Source organism: Labrys okinawensis, from assembly GCF_002982075.1.
Taxonomy (GTDB): Bacteria; Pseudomonadota; Alphaproteobacteria; order Rhizobiales; family Labraceae; genus Labrys; species Labrys okinawensis_A.
In genome coordinates this window covers 655,322-675,600 of the sequence record NZ_PUEJ01000004.1, presented here as the reverse complement: position 1 = coordinate 675,600, position 20,279 = coordinate 655,322, and the positions used below count along the sequence as shown (strand labels likewise).

At 65.2% G+C, this 20,279-nt stretch carries 17 protein-coding genes; 9 read left to right on the top strand and 8 right to left on the bottom strand.

Features of this window, described 5'->3' with window-relative positions; genetic code table 11:
• Window positions 1-39: 39 nt before the first annotated feature.
• The 5 genes from C5L14_RS13475 to C5L14_RS13455 all read right to left on the bottom strand — a co-directional run bounded on the left by C5L14_RS13475 (window position 40) and on the right by C5L14_RS13455 (window position 4,893).
• On the bottom strand, window positions 40-1,299 hold the full coding sequence (locus C5L14_RS13475; protein ID WP_105862531.1) for a cyanate transporter: 1,260 nt from the start codon (window positions 1,297-1,299) through the stop codon (window positions 40-42).
• A gap of 22 nt (window positions 1,300-1,321) precedes the next feature.
• Entirely contained in the window at window positions 1,322-1,951 is a 630-nt protein-coding gene (locus C5L14_RS13470) for an ankyrin repeat domain-containing protein (protein ID WP_210203236.1), read from the bottom strand.
• 233 nt (window positions 1,952-2,184) lie between these two features.
• The gene (locus tag C5L14_RS13465; protein WP_245443385.1) at window positions 2,185-3,162 is read right to left on the bottom strand and encodes an ABC transporter substrate-binding protein; all 978 of its coding nucleotides are present in this window, start codon (window positions 3,160-3,162) and stop codon (window positions 2,185-2,187) included.
• A gap of 95 nt (window positions 3,163-3,257) precedes the next feature.
• Complete coding sequence (locus tag C5L14_RS13460; RefSeq protein WP_105862528.1) at window positions 3,258-4,124, bottom strand: ABC transporter permease; 867 nt, start codon at window positions 4,122-4,124, stop codon at window positions 3,258-3,260.
• 16 nt (window positions 4,125-4,140) lie between these two features.
• Complete coding sequence (locus tag C5L14_RS13455) at window positions 4,141-4,893, bottom strand: ABC transporter ATP-binding protein (protein ID WP_105862527.1); 753 nt, start codon at window positions 4,891-4,893, stop codon at window positions 4,141-4,143.
• 157 nt (window positions 4,894-5,050) lie between these two features.
• Here C5L14_RS13455 and C5L14_RS13450 point away from each other — a divergent pair, with 157 nt between their 5' ends.
• The 4 genes from C5L14_RS13450 (at window position 5,051) to C5L14_RS13435 (ending at window position 9,426) form a co-directional block, all read left to right on the top strand.
• On the top strand, window positions 5,051-5,716 hold the full coding sequence (locus C5L14_RS13450) for a response regulator transcription factor (RefSeq protein ID WP_105862526.1): 666 nt from the start codon (window positions 5,051-5,053) through the stop codon (window positions 5,714-5,716).
• Window positions 5,703-7,076, top strand: coding sequence for a sensor histidine kinase (locus C5L14_RS13445; protein ID WP_105862525.1), 1,374 nt, complete (start codon window positions 5,703-5,705; stop codon window positions 7,074-7,076). The genes C5L14_RS13450 and C5L14_RS13445 overlap by 14 nt, the downstream gene beginning before the upstream one ends.
• 127 nt (window positions 7,077-7,203) lie before the next feature.
• A complete protein-coding gene (locus C5L14_RS13440; RefSeq protein WP_105862524.1) occupies window positions 7,204-7,713 on the top strand; it encodes a nucleoside deaminase in 510 nt (169 codons plus the stop codon).
• Window positions 7,714-7,995: 282 nt separating this feature from the next.
• Window positions 7,996-9,426, top strand: coding sequence for a sensor domain-containing diguanylate cyclase (locus tag C5L14_RS13435; RefSeq protein ID WP_105862523.1), 1,431 nt, complete (start codon window positions 7,996-7,998; stop codon window positions 9,424-9,426).
• A 20-nt stretch (window positions 9,427-9,446) separates the two neighbouring features.
• On the opposite strand, the gene C5L14_RS13430 is transcribed toward C5L14_RS13435, so the two are convergent.
• Complete coding sequence (locus tag C5L14_RS13430) at window positions 9,447-10,142, bottom strand: GntR family transcriptional regulator (protein ID WP_105862522.1); 696 nt, start codon at window positions 10,140-10,142, stop codon at window positions 9,447-9,449.
• Window positions 10,143-10,256: 114 nt separating this feature from the next.
• Between C5L14_RS13430 and C5L14_RS13425 the strand changes: the two genes are divergently transcribed.
• The 3 genes from C5L14_RS13425 to C5L14_RS13415 all read left to right on the top strand — a co-directional run bounded on the left by C5L14_RS13425 (window position 10,257) and on the right by C5L14_RS13415 (window position 14,720).
• On the top strand, window positions 10,257-11,624 hold the full coding sequence (locus tag C5L14_RS13425) for a glutamine synthetase family protein (RefSeq protein ID WP_105862618.1): 1,368 nt from the start codon (window positions 10,257-10,259) through the stop codon (window positions 11,622-11,624).
• Window positions 11,625-11,696: 72 nt separating this feature from the next.
• Window positions 11,697-13,040, top strand: coding sequence for an NAD(P)/FAD-dependent oxidoreductase (locus C5L14_RS13420; RefSeq protein WP_105862521.1), 1,344 nt, complete (start codon window positions 11,697-11,699; stop codon window positions 13,038-13,040).
• Between the two features lie 255 nt (window positions 13,041-13,295).
• Window positions 13,296-14,720: an aldehyde dehydrogenase family protein gene (locus tag C5L14_RS13415; RefSeq protein WP_105862520.1), complete on the top strand. Its 1,425-nt coding sequence runs from the start codon at window positions 13,296-13,298 to the stop codon at window positions 14,718-14,720.
• A gap of 139 nt (window positions 14,721-14,859) precedes the next feature.
• Here the strand turns inward: C5L14_RS13415 and C5L14_RS13410 are convergent, their stop codons facing one another.
• The gene (locus C5L14_RS13410) at window positions 14,860-16,359 is read right to left on the bottom strand and encodes a CoA-acylating methylmalonate-semialdehyde dehydrogenase (protein WP_105862519.1); all 1,500 of its coding nucleotides are present in this window, start codon (window positions 16,357-16,359) and stop codon (window positions 14,860-14,862) included.
• 172 nt (window positions 16,360-16,531) lie between these two features.
• On the opposite strand from C5L14_RS13410, the gene C5L14_RS13405 reads away from it, so the two are divergent.
• On the top strand, window positions 16,532-17,416 hold the full coding sequence (locus C5L14_RS13405; protein WP_105862518.1) for a LysR family transcriptional regulator: 885 nt from the start codon (window positions 16,532-16,534) through the stop codon (window positions 17,414-17,416).
• 100 nt (window positions 17,417-17,516) lie between these two features.
• Here C5L14_RS13405 and C5L14_RS13400 read toward each other — a convergent pair whose 3' ends face one another.
• The gene (locus C5L14_RS13400; RefSeq protein ID WP_105862517.1) at window positions 17,517-18,755 is read right to left on the bottom strand and encodes an MFS transporter; all 1,239 of its coding nucleotides are present in this window, start codon (window positions 18,753-18,755) and stop codon (window positions 17,517-17,519) included.
• Between the two features lie 246 nt (window positions 18,756-19,001).
• On the opposite strand from C5L14_RS13400, the gene C5L14_RS13395 reads away from it, so the two are divergent.
• Window positions 19,002-20,213: an alpha-hydroxy acid oxidase gene (locus C5L14_RS13395; RefSeq protein WP_245443378.1), complete on the top strand. Its 1,212-nt coding sequence runs from the start codon at window positions 19,002-19,004 to the stop codon at window positions 20,211-20,213.
• Window positions 20,214-20,279: the final 66 nt, after the last annotated feature.

The following is a 20,279-nucleotide window of genomic DNA, read 5'->3' as shown; positions in this document are numbered from 1 at the left end:
AGAGACGCTTGCGCCCTCCCATCCGGTAGCCGAGCGGCGTCAGCCGCCCGTCGACCTCAACGGATGGCCGGCGGCAATGGCGGGTTTTTCATCCGCTCCCATGGCGGCAGCGTAGCCTGCCGGATCGAAACGCGTGGCGATGAGCGCGGCGGCCGCCACCCAGGCCAGATGCATTACCCAGCCCTCGGCGAAGCTGCCGCTCCAGCCCTGCAGAAGGGCCACCGCCAGGGGAGCGAGGCCGGCGAGGAGGAAGCCGCCGCCCTGCATCAGGGCCGCGAGGGCGCCAGCGTCCTCGGGGCGCGGCAGATGGTCGAGCGCCGTTATCAGGCAAAGCGAAAAACAACCGCCGAGGCCCGCGCCGCCCAGCATGATCCACAGCCAAGGCTGGGTGCCTGGCAAAAAGGCAAGGCCGCCGAAACCGGCTGCCTGCATGGCGAGGGTGAGAAAGAGCCACGGGCGGCGATCACCGCTGCGCGCGGCCAGGATCGGCAGGATCAGGGCGGCCACCGCCTGCGCCGCGGCCATGATGGCTACCAGGCTGCCGCTTTGCGCCACGCCCCAGCCGCGCCCCTGCATATAGGGGGCAAGCCAGGCGACCATGGAGGAATAGCCGCCGTTCACCAGGCCGAAACAGGCCATCAATTGCCAGCTGCGCGGACGACGGAGCAGGCGCGATACCAAACCCCTGTCGGGGCGGGTGGTCCTGCCATCGGCGAGCACGCGCCAAGCCAGCAGCAAGGCTATTGCCACGGGCAGGGCAAGCCAGGCGAGGGCCGTCCGCCAGTCCTGGCCGCCATGGGCGAGGATCGGCGTCAGCTGGGCACCCGCGGCACCGCCGCCCATGATCATGGCCGAGTAGAGGCCGGTCGCGGCGGCGACCTTGTGCGGGAAACCCTGCTTGATGAGGCCTGGAAAGGCGGCCTGGATGAAGGCGACACCCGCACCGCATAGGGCCGCCGTCAGAATCAGGGAGAGCCCGTCCGGAGACCAGAGCCGGAGCAGCGATCCCAGAAGCAGAAGGATGAGCGCCCACAGCATGCCCCGTCTGGTGCCGATCCTGGCCTGCAGCCCGGGCACCAGGAAGGCGCCGAGCCCCATCAGGAGCATGGGCAGCAGCGTCAGCATCGCGATGCCGCCATAGCCGAGGCCCGTATCGGCCTGGATGCCGGGAAGCAGGGGACCGGGACCGGTCAGGAAGGGACGCAGGTTGAGCCCGATCAGCACCACCAGGGACAGCAGAACCAGGGATGAGGATGATGCAGGCAGGCGGGCCGGCGATTGCGGCGGCATCCGGGACATGATCGGCCGGTCTCGGTCCCGGTCAATGGGCACCAGCGGCTTCGAGCAGGCCGGCGATCTCGCGATAGTGGCGCTGCCGGGCATGCTGAAGCGGCGTCACGCCATCCTTGTCGGCGAGATCGACCTTGGCGCCTGCCTCGATCAGGAGCCGGACGATCGCGACATGGCGCGGCCCGCCATCGCCGAGGATGATGGCTTCCAGCAAGGCGGTCCAGCCGAGCCGGTTGACGTGATCGACGTTCACGCCGGCTTCGATCAGGGTGTGCACCGTCTCGACATGCCCCCGTTCGCTGGCGGGAATGAGGGCGGTGCCGCCATAGCGATTGGTGCTCTTGAGATCGGCGCCATGCGAAAGCGTCGATTGCAGGATTTCGAGATAGCCGCGCGCTCCGGCCAGCAGATAGGGGCTGTCCTCGATGGCATCCTTGGCGTTGACGTCGGCGCCGGCCTCGATGAGATGGCGCGCGACCGCGACATGATTGCCCTGGACGGCTGCCAGCAACGCGGTGCGGCGACTGCCGTCCCGCTCCTCCAGCGAGGCGCCGGCAGCCAGGGCGGCCTTCACGGCAGGCAGGTCGCCGCATGCGGCCTCAGCGATGAGAGGGGATGGCGCGGCGGCATTCGCCGCGGCCTTTTGCGATGCTGGGGCCATGAAAGAACCTCCCGCTGTGATGATCAGGACATTTCGTCTCGACAAAGGTCTGCGCATGGTCGGCCTCCCCCGAGGCCATGCGTAGCTTTCCGTTTGGCGATTTGGAAATTAAATGTCCCCATGGCCGGCATTCGAAACATGAATGACGGACCCGGCTCTTAAGCCGGGCTCGTTCCTGTCGAACATTCACAAAAGCGGCGGGCCAAGGTGAGGCCGGGCGGCCGCCGGCCCCGTCAGCTGCCGGGGCGGTCGGAAAGCTGCGGCACGAACATGTCGCTCCACTTGGAAGGCTTGACCTTGATGGTGCCGGCGCGGTGCATGAAGTCGGCGAACTGCATCACGCCCTGCGGCGTGGTGGAAAAGCGCGCATCCGGGTCCTCGAGCATCTGCTGGACCTCGGCTACGTCGACCTTGACCTTCGAGCTCCTGGTGAAGATCTCCGCCGCTAGCTTTTTGTCCTTGGCGATCAGCTGGTTGGCATCGTCCATCGCATCGATGAAGGCCTGGGTCATCTTGGGATTGGCGTCGACGAATTTCTTCGGCGCGAAGGTGACGTCGAGCGTGATGTTGCCGAGATAGTCGACCGAACTGAGCACGCGGTGAATGCCGGGCGCCTTGGCTTCGATATATTGGAAGGGCGGCGAGGTGAAATGGGCCCGGATCTCCGTCTTGCCGCCGATGAGGGCGGTGACCGCCTCCGGATGCGGCAGGCTGACGGTGGCCGGATCGAGCTTGGCGTAGTTCTCGGGGCCGAACTCCTTGGCGGCGATCATCTGCAGAACCACGGCCGATAGCGAGGTCTTGATGCCGGGCAGGGCGATCTTGTCCGCCGAGGTGAAATCCTCCAGCTTCTTGATCTCCGGCTTGTTGGTGTTGAGCCAGAGCGAGGTCGAGCTCATGCCGGAGACGCCGACCACCTCGACATTCGGAATGCCCTTGGCCTTCGCCCACAGGGTTACGAAGCCGGGCGCGCCGGTGCCGGCGAAGTCGAGCGTACCCGCCATCATCGCGTCATTGATGACGTTGCCGCCGTCCAGCATCAGCCAGGTGACCTTGACGTCGCCGAGGCCGGCCGCCTTGGCGCGCTTTTCGAGCAATTGCTGGTCCTGCATGACGATCAGCGGCAGATAGAGGATGCCGAAACCCTTGGAGATGCGTACTTCGTTCACTTCGGCCCGGGCGCTGCCCACCGCCAGCGCCGGCGCGAGCATCGCCACGGCCAGGGCCGTCCTGAGCCAATGTTTGAATGTCATGAAGAATCCTCCCTGTTGGATGAGCCGTTCCGGCTTTGTCGGATGGTGGTGGTTCAGTGTTGCATGCCCCAGCGCCGGATCGTCCTGCGCTCGATGGCGGCGAAGATGACGTTCTCGACGAACAGACCGATCAGGATCACGGTGAACAGGCCGGCGAAGACATTGGCCGTTTCGAGCTGGTTGCGGTTTTCGTAGATGAACCAGCCCAGCCCGCCGGAGCCGGAGGAGACGCCGAAGACCAGTTCGGCGGCGATCAGGGTGCGCCAGGCGAAGGCCCAGCCGACCTTGAGCCCGGTCAGGATGGCGGGGAAGGCAGCGGGGATCAGGATGAGACGCACCAGCCGCAGATTGCGCAGGCCATAATTGAGGCCGACCATACGCAGCGTGTTGGATACGGACCGGAACCCCGCATGGGTATTGAGGGCGATGGCCCAGAGCACGGAATGGACGAGCACGAAGATGATGCTGCCCGTACCGAGGCCGAACCAGATCAAGGCGAGCGGCAACAGGGCGATCGCCGGCAGGGGATTGAACATGGAGGTGAGGGTCTCCAGAAGGTCCGCCCCGATGCGCGAGCCGATCGCCAGCGTGGTCAGCAAGGCGGCGAGCCCGATGCCGATGGCATAGCCGATGACGAGCGTCTGCAGTGATACCAGCATGCGCTCGGGGATGATGCCATTGGCGATGTTGGCGGCGAAGGCCTGCACCGTTTCGCCGAAGGTGGGAAACAGCAGGGGATTGCCGAGCCAGCGCCCATAGGCCTCCCATACCAGTGCCAGCACGGCGAGGATCAGTCCCTTGCGCACGAAACCAAGCCGATAGAGTCGTTCGGCGATGCCGAGGGACTTCGCGACGACGGGGGCGTTGCCCGAATGGACTTCCCGGATGATCTCGGGACGGAAGGAGAGAAGATCGGTCATGTCTGGGGTCCCCGGCTCAATGCGCGGCAAAGAGCATGTCGTTGATGCGGGTTTCGAGCGCGGCCTGCGTACCGGTGCCCATCTCCTCGGGCGGCACGCTGTTGAGCTCGGCCTTGACCTCCCCGGGGTGGGGGGAGAGCAGCAGGATGCGGGTGCCGATGCGAATGGCTTCCTCGATCGAATGGGTCACGAAAAGCACGGTAAAACGCGTGTCGTCCCATAGCCGCAGCAATTCGTCCTGCATCTTGCGGCGCGTGAGGGCATCGAGGGCGGCAAAGGGTTCGTCCATCAGCAGCACGTCCGGTTCCATAGCCATGCCGCGGGCAATCGCCACGCGCTGTTTCATGCCGCCGGAAAGCATGTGCGGATAGGAGTCGATGAATTTCGTCAGGCCGACCTTGTCGATATAGGAACGGGCGCGCTCGGCCGCCTCGGAAGCCGGCACCCGCCGGCTGGACGTCAGGGCAAAGACGACATTTTCGCGCACGGTCTTCCAGGGCAGGAGCTGGTCGAATTCCTGGAACACCATCATCCTGTCCGGGCCGGGTTCGGTGACGCCGGTCCCCTTCAGGCTGATGCTGCCTTCCACGGGCGTCAGATAGCCGCCGATCGCCTTGAGGATGGTGGATTTGCCGCAGCCGGAAGGGCCCAGCAGCACGAAGCGATCGGAAGGGTAGACGTCGAAGGATACGCGCCTGGTGGCGGTAACGAGGGCGTCCGGCGTCTTGTATTGCAGCGTTACGTCCTTGACCGACAAAAGCGGGGTCATGACGCCCTGGGGCGAGGAGCTGGGCACACTTTTCTCCCTTGGATGGTTTCCTTGCGCACTCTCGGCGCTTGCGATAGGCCTAGCACTCGAAGCTGACTTGGAACTGACTCTTGAGGGCCTGACTCTCGGCGCCTCATTCTGTCGTTGCGGAGCCGCCTTGCGCGTTTTGGTCGTCGAAGACACAGCCGATATCGCCGAGGCCGTGGTGGCGCGGCTGGAGGCGATGGGACACGCCGTCGATTGGGAGGACAACGGATCCACGGCTTCCGAATTGCTCGAGGTCCAGGCCTATGACCTGGTGGTGCTGGATCTCAGTCTTCCGGGCCAGGACGGCCTCGAACTCCTGCGGAAATTGCGGGCGCGGCGCGCCGGGGTGCCGGTGCTGGTCATCACGGCCCGCTCGGCTGTCGATGCGCGGGTCGATACGCTGGATCTCGGCGCCGATGACTATCTGACCAAACCCTTCGATTTCCGTGAATTCGAGGCCCGGGCCCGCGCGCTCCTGCGCCGGAGCGCCGGCCTGTCCGACAATGTGCTGCGCGTGGGCCCGCTCGCCATCGATCGCGCCGGCCGGGTTGCCAGCATCGAGGACCGGCCGCTCAATCTCACCCGGCGCGAGCTGACAGTCCTGGAAATCCTGGCGATCCGGCCCGAGCGGATCGTACCGAAGGAGGAACTGGTCGAGCAGCTCTTCAATTTCGATCAGGATCCGAGTCCCAACGCGGTGGAGCAGTTCGTCGCCCGCCTGAGGCGCAAGCTGACGGGATCGCCCGTCGAGATCCAGACCCTGCGTGGATTGGGCTACCGGCTTGCAACGCGGTGATCTCCGCCTGTCGCTGCGCATCCGCATCATCGCCGTGCTCTCGGCGGTACTGTCGGCGGGGGCGGTCGTATTGGGCCTGGCCGCCTGGCAATATGCCTTGATCGCGGCCCAGCAGGCCTATGACCGGCTGCTCAGTGGCGCCACCATCCAGGTCGCCGAGAACGTCTATGTGCAGGGCGGCGTCGTCGCGCTCGATCCGCCGGTGGCGGCTTTCTCGACGCTCTCGGCCTATGACCTGGTCTATTACAAGGTCGTCGATCCGCGCGGCGTGATCGTGGCGGGTTACGAAGACCTGACATCGTCGGCCACGCCGGCGGCGATGCGCAGCGGCATCGTCCTGGAGGATGGGCATTACCAGAACCATCCGGTGCGGATCGCCACCATTGCGCGCCGGATCGACGACAAGGACGCCGGGCAGTGGGCCACCATCATCGTTGCCCAGACGGTGAATGCCCGCACCGCCCTGGCGCGCGACCTGACTTTCAAGGCCTTTGCCGTCATTGCCGCGATGAGCGTGCTGGCGCTGCTGGCCGTCGGGCTCGCCGTACGTTTCGGCCTGAAGCCGCTGGCCCTGATCGAGCAGGAGATCGTGGGAAGACGGCCGGACGATTTGCGCCCGATCGAGGCCGGACGCCCCGTGGAGATCCGCAATCTCGTGCAGGCGATCGATGATTTCATGCGCCGGTTGTCCGAGCGGATGGCGCTGATGCAGCGCTTCATCGCCGATGCTGCCCACCAGATTCGCACGCCGCTTGCCGCGCTCGATGCTCAGGTCGAGCTGCTTTCGGGGCCGCAGGGCACCAGGCGGCGGGCCGAACACCTGGCGCGCGTGCGCGAGCGGACCACGGAACTGGCGCGCCTGACCCAGCAGCTGCTCGACCATGCCATGGTCACGCATCGGGCGGACATGGCGCAGACCTCGTCGCTCGATCTCAACGAGGTCGCCAAGGCTACGCTGGCCAAGTCAGTGCCCCTCACTCTTGCGCGTGAGGTCGACATCGCCTTCGAGCCGGCATCGCCGGCCCCGCAAATCGAGGGCGATGCCATCAGCGTGCGCGAGGCATTGGCCAATCTGATCGACAATGCCCTCGTTCATGGCGCGAAGAGCCGCCTCGTCGTGGCGGTTGGCCAGGCCGGTGACAGGGCCTGGATCGAGGTGCGGGACGATGGCGGGGGCTTCTATCAGGTGGAGGGCGGCAAACTGGTCGCCCCTTTCCAGAAGGGCGAGCGCTCCGCCGGCTCTGGGCTCGGGCTGGCGATTGCCGACGAGGTGGCGCGTGCCCATGGCGGGGCGCTGGAATTCGCCGAGGAGGGTGGCCTCACGGTGGTGCGCCTGTGCCTCTCGGTATCGCGCGAATGAAGTGGGGGAGGCCCGGCCATTTGTCTGCAAACGGCGGCTTGTTGCGATCCGAGTCACGGCCACCGCCTTTCCTCGGACCGGCAATGCTATATCGTGACCTCGGCCGGACGATGAAGGGGAGAGTTTCGTGAGCGCCAGCGACGACACGCAAGCGGACGGCCTGTCCGCACTGGATCTGGCTTTCTTGCGGCAGTCGATCGCGCTGTCGGAGCAGTCCAGGCGGCGCGGGCGCCATCCCTTCGCCGCGCTGGTGGTCGACCGGGACGGCAACGTCGTTTCCTCCGCCTGCAACAATTCGGTGCCGCCGGAGGGCGATCCGACCCAGCATGCTGAGCTGGTGGCCGTCGCTGCGGCGGCCAAGGCCAGAACGCCCGAGGAACTCGCCGCCTCGACACTCTACACCAGCGCCGAACCCTGCTGCATGTGCGCGGGCGCCGTCTATTGGACGGGCATTGGGCGGGTGGTCTATGCCCTCTCCGAGCATCGCTTGCTCGAACTCACCCGCGCACATCCCGAAAATCCTACCTTCTCTCTGCCCTGCCGCGAGGTGTTCGCACGGGGACAGCGGCGGATCGACGTGGTCGGCCCCGCGCTGGAAGACGAGGCGGCGGTGCCTCACCAGGGCTTCTGGACGTGAGGAACGGGTGGCTTTGGGATATATATTTGGCGCGCTTTCCCCGGACGATTATCGCCGTGTCGCCGCACTCTTGCGCGCCCGTTGACTAAACGTCCGTCGTAGGAAAGACCAGCAGTCTTGCCTTGCTGCGGCATACGCGATCTTGCAAGCTTTGGAAGTCCAGCCGGCTGTGCAAGGTCTTGATTCGAAACGTGTCCGAAACCTCGGGGCGGTGGGGCCGAGTGCCGGGCCGCGGACCGCACGGCAGGATTTCTATCAAGAGTTTTAGCGAAGAGTAGTGAGATGGTTCCAGACGACAGCGACAATATTTTCGATCTGGCGCCAATGTCGCTCTGGCTGGAGGATTACACGGCCCTGCGTGAGCAGTTCGAGGCATGGCGCGCCGACGGGGTGACGGATCTGCGAGCCTTTCTTTTGGCCGACCCCGCCAGGCTCGCGCATTGTTCGAGCCTCATTCGTGTGCTCAAGGTCAACCGCAAGACCCTCTCTCTTTATGAAGCCGACAGTGTCGACCATCTCGTCGCCAATCTCGGCAAAGTGCTGCGTGACGACATGCTCGAGGCGCATATCGATGAGTTGAAGCAGCTCTGGGACGGCGCGACGGAATTCCGCAGCAACACGGTCAATTACACCTTGGGCGGCAAGCGTCTCGATATTCAGCTGCGCGGCATCATCCTGCCCGGACATGAGCAGCTCTGGGACCGTGTGCTCCTGGCCATCGAGGACGTGACTCCCCTCGAGGATGCCCGCCGTCAGACGGTGAAACAGCAGCAATATGCTTCAGCCCTCTTCGAGCACTCACCGGTTTCGCTCTGGGTCGAGGACTTCAGCCGCATCAAGCAATTGATGGACGATCTGCGGGGGCGCGGCATCGTCGATTTTCGGGTTTTCACGGATGTCCATCCCGAATTCGTGCGCCAATGCATGAGCGAGATCCGTGTTCTCGACGTCAACAAGGAGACGCTGGCTCTCTTCCTCGCCGCCGACAAGCCGACATTGCTGCAAAATCTCCCGCGAGTGTTCCAATCCGATATGGAAGGTCATTTCCGCGAACAGTTGATCGATTTGTGGAACGGTGTTTTCTTTCAGCGCCGGGAGGTGCTCAATCACGCGCTCGATGGCACCGAACGCTATCTTCTGCTGCAATTGTCCATCCTGCCGGGGTATGAGGCGGACTGGTCCCAGGTGCAGGTCGCGCTGACCGACATCACCGCACGCAAGAAGGCGGAAGCCTATCTCGAATATCTCGGCAAGCATGATGTTTTGACGAAATTGTTCAACCGCGCCTTCTATGTCGATGAGCTGAACCGGCTGGAGCGCAACCGGCATTCTCCGGTGTCGATCATCGCCATCGATCTCGATCGGCTCAAGACCGTCAACGACCAGTGGGGCCATGCGACCGGTGACGCCTTGTTGCGGCGTGTTGGCGAGATCTTGAACGAGGCCGTCAAAAAGCCGGGTCATGCGGCCCGCATCGGCGGCGACGAGTTCGCCGTCGTCCTTCCCTATGTCGACGAGCGCGGCGCGACGGCCATGATGGAAAACATCGAGCGCCTCGTCGAGATCAACAATCAATATTATTCACAGATGGCCCTGAGCGTCTCGATGGGCGCTGCCACCAGCCAGGACGGAGAAAAGCTCGAATCCGTCGCCAGGCGAGCCGATCTCCTGATGTATGAGAACAAGCACAGGCATCATTCCGATCCGAGCTAGCGCGTCGCCAGCCGCGCCGTTCAGGCCGCCGCGGCGTCCAGCAGGGAAGCGATCGCCGCGGCGTTGAAGCCGCCGATACCTTCGCGGATATCAGCGCCGATGGCCGCCGCCAGCTCCTCTTCGTTGCGCTGCCGCAGTGCCTGGATGATTTCCTGGTGGCGGTCGACCACATAGAGTTCGGCCACATGTTCCATGGCGACGCCCTGGACCGGGCCGAGCTGCAGCCAGACGCTCTCGATCATCGGCAGCACGATGCGATCGGGGCTGATGCTATAGATGCCGCGATGGAACTGCTGGTTGGCGAGCAGGGCGCCGACCTTGTCCTGTTCGGCGATGGCCTGGTCGATGGCAAGGTCCATCTCGACCAGCTGATCGATCTGGTGCTCGGTGATATGCGCCACGGCGCGTTTCGCCGCATGCTGTTCCAGCACCACTCGCAGCGAGATCAGCTCCTCGAAGAGTTCGGGCGTGACGACGGGCACCTGGATCCGCCGGTTTTCGAGCAGCTTGAGGGCACCGATCGAGGTGAGCTGCCTGAGCGCCTCGCGCACCGGCGTCGAGCTGCTTTCGAGCGCGGCGGCAAGGCCGCGTATGGTCAGCGAGGTCCCCGGCCGGAAAGCCCCCACCATGATGGCCTGCCTGAGGCGCAGGAAGACATAATCATGCGTCGTCATGCCATCGGCCCGGGCCAATGGCGGCAGTGCCAGCTTCTTCAATAATCTCGCCTCCCTCGGAACCCCACGCATTTGCTTATCGCGAAGCCGGGCTTGATTCCAGTCGGATATGATGTCACATACTCAATAATGTGATCACAAAATGGAGCGCACATGATGACGGCCGACAGCATCGATCGGGACACCCTGGCAGCTTTGCTGAAGGAAGATAGCCCGATCGAGAGCATCCAGGCCGTGGTCTGCGACCTCAACGGCATCATGCGCGGCAAGCGCGTGCCGGTCAGCCAGGCCGAGAAGGTGCTGGGCGGCGGCATCCGCATGCCCCTGTCGATCGTGGGCGTCGACGTCTGGGGCGAGGACATCATCGACAGCGAGCATGTGTTCGCCTCGGGCGACATGGACGGCATCTGCGGGGCGACCGGGCGCGGCATCCTGCCGGTGAACTGGACCTCGCGGCCGAGCGCTCTGGTGCCGCTCTGGCTTTTTCTGGAGAGCGGCGAGCCCTTCCTCGCCGATCCGCGCCAGGCGCTTGCCGCCGTGGTGCGCGAATACCAAAAGCTCGGCTTACGGCCTGTGGTGGCGACGGAGATGGAGTTCTATCTGATCGATCCGGAGCCGGACAGCGCGGTGCCGCCGATCTCGCCCTATACCGGCAAGCGGCTCGACTCGGACGCCATTCTCTCCATCGACGAACTCAACGATTTCGGTGAGTTCATCTCGGACGTCTATGCCGAATGCGAGCGCCAGAACGTGGCAGCCGATGCGGCGATCGCCGAGAACGGCATCGGCCAGTTCGAGATCAACCTCCTGCACAGCGACGATCCCCTCAAGGCTGCCGATGATGCGGTGTTCTTCAAGCGCATCGTCAAGGGTGTCGCGCGCAAGCATGGCCTCGCCGCCACCTTCATGGCCAAGCCTTACGGAACCCGTTCCGGCAATGGCATGCATGTGCATTTCAGCCTGCTCGACGCCGAGGGTCGCAACGTCTTCAACGACGGTAGCAAGGAAGGCTCGCCGATCCTGCGCCATGCCGTGGCCGGTCTGCTGCGCGGCATGGCCGAGACCACGCTTTTGTTCGCGCCGCACTTCAATTCCTATCGCCGCCTGCGGCCGGATACCCACGCCCCGACCACGATCGCCTGGGGCTATGAGAATCGTACCGCAGCCGTCCGCATTCCCGGCGGCAACCCGGCCGCGCGCCGCATCGAGCATCGGGTCGCCGGGGCGGATGCCAACCCCTATCTGGTGGTCGCGGCCATTCTGGGCGCAGCCCTGATCGGCATCCGCAAGCAATGGACGCCGCCCGAGCCCATCATGGGGCGCGCCCATCTGCCGAGCGCGTCGGCCAAGATCCCGTCCGAATGGGGACAGGCGGTCGATGCCTTCGAGGCCGGCGAGATCGCCGCCGAGATCTTCGACCCGGTGCTGCGCTCCATGCTGATCGCCTGCAAGCGCCAGGAGATCGCCGGTTTCGCCGAACAGGTCACCGATTACGAATTCGCCGCCTATCTCGAAATCGTCTGAGCTCTCTTTCACTCCATCGACACCGGCCGCTGCCCCCGATACGCGACGGCCGGTCCGTGAGGTCTGCCCGCCATGTCCACCGTCGAGTTCGCCACCATCCATGCGCCGTCGTCCAGCGCCGGCCACGCGCCGTCGTCCAGCGCCGGCCACGCGCCGTCCTACTATGCCGCGACCGCCAAGGGTGGCTTCGAACGTCCTGTCCTCAACGAGCATCTGAGCGCCGATATCTGCGTCATCGGCGCCGGCTTCACCGGCATCTCCGCCGCGCTGGAACTGGCCGAGCGCGGCTATAGCGTGGTTGTGCTTGAGGCCATGCGCATCGGCTTCGGCGCGTCCGGGCGCAATGGCGGCCAGATCGTCAACGGCTATAGCCGCGACCTCGACGTGATCGAAAAGCGCTATGGCGCGAAGGCTGCCAAGGCACTCGGCGCCATGGCCGGGGAGGGCGCCGACATCATCCGCAGCCGCATCGCCCAATATGGCATCGATTGCGACCTCGTACCCGGCGGCTTCTTCGCCGCCTTCACCGACAAGCAGCTGCGCGAACTCGACCACCAGCAGCGCATCTGGGAGCGCCACGGCCATGGCGGCCTCGAGCGGGTCGACAAGGCGGGCCTGCCTGGCATCGTCAAGTCGGATCGTTATGTCGGCGGGCTGGTCGACCGCAAGGGCGGCCATATCCATCCGCTCAGCCTGGTACTGGGCGAAGCGGCGGCCGTGGAAAAGCATGGCGGACGGATCTTCGAGCGCTCGCCGGTGCTGTCGGTCGAGCAGGGGGTCAGGCCGGTGGTACACACCCAGCACGGGGCGGTGACCTGCAACTACCTGCTGGTCTGCGGCAATGCCTATCTCGGCAATCTCCTTCCGGAGATCGGCGGCAAGATGATGCCGGTCTCCAGCCAGGTGGTCGCAACCGAGCCGCTGGACGAGGCTGTGATCCGTGACCTGCTGCCGGCCAATTACTGCGTCGAGGACATGAATTACATTCTCGACTATTACCGCCGTACGGCCGACAACCGCCTGCTCTTCGGCGGCGGCATCGTCTATGGCGGCGGCGATCCCGCCAGCATCGAAGCCAAGATCCGGCCCAGCCTGGCCAAGACCTTTCCGCAGCTCGCCAATATCCGCCTCGACTATGCCTGGAGCGGTAATTTCGCCCTGACCCTGACGCGCATTCCGCATGTCGGGCGACTGTCGCCCTCGATCTATTTCTCGCATGGGGACAGCGGCCATGGCGTCACCACCACCCATCTCCTCGGCAAGATCCTGGGCGAGGCTGTCGCCGGCCAGGCCGAACGTTTCGATGTCTGGAGCAGCCTGCCCTATTACCCCTTCCCGGGCGGCAAGACCTTTCGGGTGCCACTGACCGTGCTCGGGGCCTGGTGGTATGGCCTGCGCGACAGGTTGGGGCTTTAACGGGGGGCGGGTCTTTAGACCCGCGGCGCGAAACATGGAGTGTCAATCTTCAGATTGACATTCTTGGAAGTGGGTCTTGCCGGGAAGACGCATGTCAATCTGAAGATTGACACTCCAATCCCATGCCGGCTTGCGCGTGGGTATGCCTCCACCTGCGACATGATGGCTGTTCCGGTGGATCGGTGCGCTGGGGCAGTGTAAGTCCGACATATTCACGAGGGGCGGGAGACCGTCTCCGCAATCAGGGAGTGAGCGATGCTCGACAAGCGCAAGTTCTTCATCGACGGCAAGTGGGTCGATCCCGTCGTTCCCAACGATCTCCAGGTGCTGGATCCGGCGACCGAGCAGCCGGTCGCCGTGATCTCCATGGGCACGCCCGCCGATGTCGACAAGGCTGTCGCTGCCGCCAAGAAGGCCTTCGCCACCTATTCGCGGACCAGCGTCGAGGAGCGCCTGGCACTGCTCGAAAAGCTGCTCGAAGTTTATAAGCGCCGCTATGAGGAGATGGCGCAGACCATCACGCTCGAGCTCGGTGCGCCGATTTCGATGAGCCGGGCCCAGCAGGCCGATGTGGGCGTCGGCCATCTGCAGGGCTTCATCGATGCGCTGCGCCATCTCAAGAATCGTGAGACCCTGCCCAATGGCGACGTGGTGCTGCGCGAGCCCATCGGCGTCTGCGGCCTGATCACGCCCTGGAACTGGCCGATCAACCAGATCGCGCTCAAGGTGGTGCCCGTGCTCGCCACTGGCAGCACCTGCGTGCTCAAGCCGAGCGAGTTCACGCCCCTCAATGCGCTGCTCTATGCCGAGATGGTCGAGGAGGCCGGCTTTCCCGCCGGCGTGTTCAACCTGGTGAATGGCGACGGCCCCTCGGTCGGCGCCGCTCTTTCCAAGCACAAGGACATCGACATGATGTCGTTCACCGGCTCGACCCGGGCCGGCATCGCCGTCAGCAAGGATGCAGCCGATACCGTCAAGCGCGTCACGCTCGAACTCGGCGGCAAGTCGCCCAACATCATCTTCGAGGATGCCGACCTCGAGGATCGCGTTGCCGGCAGCGTGCTGGAATGCTTCAACAATTCCGGCCAGTCCTGCGATGCGCCGACCCGCATGCTGGTGCAGCGCTCGGTTTATGACAAGGTGGTCGAGATCGCCCAGCGCACAGGCGAGACCCAGGCCGTCGGCGATCCCAAGCAGGAAGGCGAGCATATCGGCCCGCTGGTCAGCGACATTCAGTTCGGGCGCGTGCAGGCCCTGATCGAGGCCGGCGTCGCCGAGGGCGCGCGCGTGCTGGTGGGCGGCCCCGGCAAGCCGGAGGGCTATGAGAAGGGCTATTTCGTCAAGCCGACCATCTTCGCCGATGTCGATCCCAACATGCGCATCGCCCGCGAGGAGATCTTCGGCCCCGTGCTATCGATCATTCCCTTCGACACCGAGGAGCAGGCGATCGAGCTCGCCAACGACACCAATTACGGTCTCGCCGCCTATCTGCAGACAGGCGACGACGCCAGGGCCGAGCGGGTGGCGGGACGCCTGCGTGCCGGCATGGTGCACATCAATGGCGGGCCGCACCGCTATGGCAGCCCCTTCGGCGGGTACAAGCAGTCCGGCAATGGCCGAGAAGGCGGCATTTTCGGCCTGGAGGATTTCCTCGAGGTGAAGACGGTGCACAGGCCGTAAGGAACAGTCATCCCGGACGCGCTGCAGCACGCAGTGGTGCAGCGCAGATCCGGGATCGCAGGCGGAGTGGGGCTTATTCTGAGCGCGGTCCCGCGTCTGCGGCGCAGCATTGCATGCTGCACCGCGCGCGGGATGACATTTACTTCATCGTGGGCATCACGAAATCGGCGCCGGCGCGGATGCCGGTGGGCCAGCGGCTCGTGATGGTCTTGAGCTTGGTGTAGAAGCGCACGCCCTCGGGGCCATGCATGTGGTGGTCGCCGAACAAGGAGGCCTTCCAGCCGCCGAAGGAGTGGAATGCCATCGGCACCGGGATCGGCACGTTGATGCCGACCATGCCAACCTGGATCTGATGGGCGAACTCGCGGGCGGCATCGCCGTCGCGCGTGAAGATCGCAGTGCCGTTGCCGAATTCATGCTCGTTGATCATGCGGGCAGCGGTGGCATAGTCGGGAGCGCGCGCCACCGACAGCACCGGGCCGAAGATCTCTTCCTTGTAGATCGTCATGTCGGTGGTGACGCCATCGAACAGCGTGCCGCCGAGATAATAGCCGTTCTCATAGCCCTGCATGGTGAAGCCGCGCCCGTCCACCACCAGCCTGGCGCCTTCGGCGACGCCGGTATCGATATAGCCGCGCACCTTGTCGAAATGCTGCTTGGTGACGAGCGGACCCATCTCGGCTTCCGGATCGGTGCCGGGGCCGATCTTGAGGGCCCGCACCCGGGGTTCCAGCTTGGCGAGCAGCGCCTCGGCGGTGGCTTCGCCGATCGGCACGGCCACCGAGATCGCCATGCAGCGCTCGCCGGCCGAGCCGTAGGCCGCGCCCATCAGGGCGTCGACGGCCTGGTCCATGTCGGCGTCGGGCATGATGATCATGTGGTTCTTGGCGCCGCCCAGCGCCTGGCAGCGCTTGCCGTTCTGCGAGGCGGTCTCGTAGATGTAGCGGGCGATCGGCGTGGAACCGACGAAGCTGACAGCCGAAATGTCGAGATCGGTAAGGATGGCGTCGACAGCTTCCTTGTCGCCCTGCACGACGTTGAAGACGCCGTCCGGCAGGCCGGCTTCCTTGAGCCACTGCGCGAGCAGCAGTGAAGCGGACGGATCGCGCTCCGAGGGCTTGAGGATGAAGCAGTTGCCGCAGGCCAGCGCCACCGGGAACATCCACATCGGCACCATGGCGGGAAAATTGAACGGCGTGATGCCGGCGACGACACCGAGCGGCTGGCGCAGGGAATGGCTGTCGACGCGGGTGCCGACATTCTCCGTCACCTCGCCCTTGAGGAGCTGGGGCGCGGAGGTGGCGAACTCCACCACTTCCATGCCGCGCTGGATCTCGCCCTTGGCGTCTGACAGCACCTTGCCATGCTCGGCCGTAATCACGGCGGCGAGCTCGTCGGTACGTTCTTCCAGGATGTGCAGGAACTTGTTGAGGATGCGGGCGCGGCGCAGCGGGGTGGTGGCGGCCCAGCCGGGAGCGGCGGCCTTGGCGGCAGCAGAGGCCTCGCGCACTTCGGCGATGGAGGCGAGGGCGACTTCGGCCGCGGCTTCGCCGGTGGCGGGATTGTAGACCGCCGCCTTGCGGCCGCTGCGGCCTGCGACCGGCTTGCCGCCGATGAAATGAGAGATCTCGCGCGTCATCCTCTTCCTCCTGTCCTTCGCCTTCCGGTGGGGCGGCGTTCGGCGCGATCTATGCAGTTGATCCGTTCGCACAGCAATGAGAGAGATTGCACTTCCGATGTGCGAAAATTAAAGTCGATCCGGGCGCACGGGCATCCGAAGGCGTCGCACATCCAATCTGGCGAGAGCCCCCATGAACTGGGACCACATCCGCATCTTCCTGGCGGTGGCGCGCAACGGACAGCTGCTCGGTGCGGCGCGCCAGCTCGGGCTCAATCATGCCACCGTCGGCCGCCAGCTCACGGCGCTGGAGGAAACGTTCGGGACGCGGCTGGTCGAGCGTCAGACCCAGGGCTGCACATTGACGGCTGCCGGGGAGGCCCTGCTCGTCGCGGCGGAGAAGGCCGAATCCGAATTCCTGCGCGTCGGCGCCCGGGTCTCCGGCACCACGGCGGAGATCAGCGGCACGGTGCGTGTCGGCGCGCCGGACGGCCTGGGCAACTACTTCCTCTCCCATGAACTGGGCGCCCTGGCGGCCCGTCATCCCGAACTGGTGGTGCAGCTGGTGCCGCTGCCGCGAACCTTCTCGCTCTCCCGCCGGGAGGCCGACATCGTGGTGACGCTCGACCGTCCGGTGCAGGGGCGGCTGATGGTCAAGAAGCTGACCGACTATACGCTGAGCGTCTATGCCTCCAGAAGCTATCTTGAGGCAGCCGCTCCCATCGACAGGGAGGAGGACCTTGCCGGGCATCTTTTCGTCACCCATGTCGACGACCTCGTCTACAGCCGGGCGCTCGATTATGCCGAGACGCTGGGCCGGCTGATGCGCCGGCGCTTCGAATGCGGCAGCGTGGTCGCCCAGATGGAGGCTGTCAGGGCCGGCCATGGCATCGGCATCCTGCACGACTATGCCGCCCGGCAATATCCCGAGCTCACCCGCCTGCCGGGCACGCGCTTCACCCGCAGCTATTGGCTGGTCTCCCATCCGGACACGCATAATACCCGCCGCGTCGCCGCCGTCGCCGATCACATCACCCTGCGTGTCCGGGCCGAACGGGCCCATTTCGCCCGGGATTGAAAAGATTTCCTGGGACCGCCGGCATCTTTGCGGCTCTTGATTGCCCACGCTCGCTGGATTGGAAGAGGCCGGCAGGATGCCGGCGGTCCCAGGGAAGCTTTCACACTCGTCCCGAGGCCACCGCGACCTGCGGCGTATCGTTGATCGGAAAATGCAGCGCTGCCGCCATCAGGCTGGCAAGGGCGGTCGCCCACCAGACCAGCGTGTAGGAGCCGGTGAGGTCGAAGGTCAGGCCGCCGAGCCAGGCCCCCAGGAAAGATCCGATCTGGTGGCTGAGGAAGCAGATGCCGAACAGGGTGCCGAGATGGCGCAAGCCGAAGACCTTGGCGACGAGACCGCTGGTCAGGGGAACCGTGCCGAGCCAGGTCAGGCCCATCACGGCGGCGAAGAGGGTGACAGACGCGTCCGACTTGGGTGCCATGAAGAATGCGGCGATGGCGACGCCCCGGATCAGATAGAGCCAGCCGAGCACATGCTGCTGCCGGTAGCGCCCGCCCAGCCAGCCGCAGGCCCAGCTTCCCGCCATGTTGAACAGGCCGATCAGGGCGAGGGCCTTCGCCCCGGTGCCCGAAGGCATGTGACAGAGCGAAAGATAGCCCGGCAGATGGGTGGCGATGAAGGCGAGCTGGAAGCCGCAGGTGAAGAAGCCGAGCGTGAGAAGGCAGTAGCCGCGATGACCGAGTGCCTGTTCGAGCGCCGCCCTCAGCGGCAGGGCAGCCTCCTCCGTCCCGGCTGTACCCTGTCGCGACCGCCCGTCCAGGAACAGGCCGAAAGGGGCGGCTGCGAGCATCACCAGCGCCAGCACGACGAGGGCGGTGGAGAGGCCCGAATGTTCCGAGACGATCTGGGCCAGGGGAACCATCGCGACCTGTCCGAACGAACCGCCGGCACTGGCGATGCCCATGGCCATGCTGCGCTTTTCGGGCGAGGTCCCGCGGCCGACCGCGGTCAGCACGACACCGAAGGCCGTGCAGCTGATGCCGATGCCGACCAGGATGCCGAGACCGAGGACCAGCATGAGGCCCGATGGCGCCATGGCGGCAATGCCGAGGCCCAGCGCGAACATGGCGGTGCCGAATGCCACCACGGGTGCCGAGCCATAGCGGTCGGCCGCGGCTCCCGCAAAGGGCTGCGCCACGCCCCAGACCAGGTTGTGAATGGCGATGGCAAAGGCGATCAGGGTGACGGGAAGGCCCCGGTCGAGCGAGAAGGGCTCGACGAAGAGGCCGAAGGTCTGCCGGATGCCCATGGCCGCGCTCAGGACGACGGCGGCGGACAGGATGAGCAGCGTCTGGCGACTGTCGGCCGGCCTGACGTTGATTGGATCGGACAGGGCCATTCCACCTCCTATCGCGTATTGCTCCAGGAAGAGGGCGATCGCGTTCGCGCCGGTGCCGCTTCATTCCCGCTTTTCGAGAGAACTCTATCGATGGCAGGGACGATTCACCTGAATGGCCGGTCTGTACACTCACTGTACGGTATACCTGCATGGTGAACGGTACGCTTGATTGACGAAACGGCTCTGCTTGCGCCAAGGGATAGAGGGGCGAGGCGAAAACGATCCAGGCCGGAGAAGACAGCAAGAGTGCCCGACAATTCGCATTCCCGAACCGTGATCACCGCCCGCCGCATTGAAGCCAATGTGCCGCGGTCCCTGCGGCGCTTCCTGGCGCTCGAGGATTTCGAGCCGGTCGCCCGCCGGCATCTGCCGCGCCAGATCTATGGCTATTATGCCGGTGCCGCCGAGACGAATGCCGCGCATGCCGGCAACAGCCGGGCGCTGGCCGCCCTGGGGCTGGTGCCGCGTGTCCTCGTCGATACCAGGGCTCGCTCGACACGCCATGCCCTGTTCGGCCATGCCTATTCTCTGCCGGTCGGCATAGCGCCCATGGGGCTGTCGGGCCTCGCCACCTTCGAAGGGGATCTGGCTCTTGCCAAAGCCGCGGCGGTCGAGGGCGCCCTGATGGTGGCCAGCGCCACCTCGCTGATGCCCTTGGAAAGGCTGGCGGAAGAGGGAAAGGCCTGCTGGTTCCAGACCTATCTGCCGGGCGAGCCCGAACGCATCAGGCGCATGGTGGCGCGCGTGGCGGCTGCAGGCTACGAGACGCTGGTGCTTACCGCCGACGTGCCGGTGGCCGCCAATCGCGAGAACAATGCCCGCACCGGCTTTTCGGCACCCTTGAAGCCAAGCCTGAGATTGTTCTGGGACGGCATCACCCATCCGTCCTGGTCACTGGGCACCTTCGCGCGCACTCTGGCCAGCGGCATGCCGCGTTTCGAGAACATGGATGCCTTTCGCGGACCGACCCTGCTGTCCCGCAATGCGGTGCGGGATATCGGCGCCCGTGACGGCCTTGACTGGAGCCATCTCGATCTTATTCGGCAGTTGTGGCCCGGCAGGCTGGTGGTGAAGGGCATTCTAGCCCCCGAGGATGTCACGATCGCGCGCGAGAGGGGTGTCGATGGCGTCTGGATCTCCAACCATGGCGGGCGCCAGCTCGACACGGCGATCGCCCCCATGTCGGTCCTGCGCGAGGCCGTTTCGGCGGCCGGCGGGATGGCCGTGCTGATCGATGGCGGCTTTCGTCGGGGGACGGACGTTCTCAAGGCGCTGGCGCTCGGGGCCGACTTCGTCTTCGTCGGCCGCCCGTTCCTATTCGCCGCCGCCGTCGGCGGGGAGCGCGGTATCCGCCACGCCTTTGGTCTCCTGCAGGCGGAGATCGCGCGCAACATGGCCATGCTGGGCGTGAGCCGCCTCGACGAACTGCAGCCGATGCATGTGCGGGCGGTGGGCTGATCGAGGCGTATCACCCCGAAGCCAAAACAAATTGCCAGCCTTCCTAACACCCCCTTGACCTTCCCA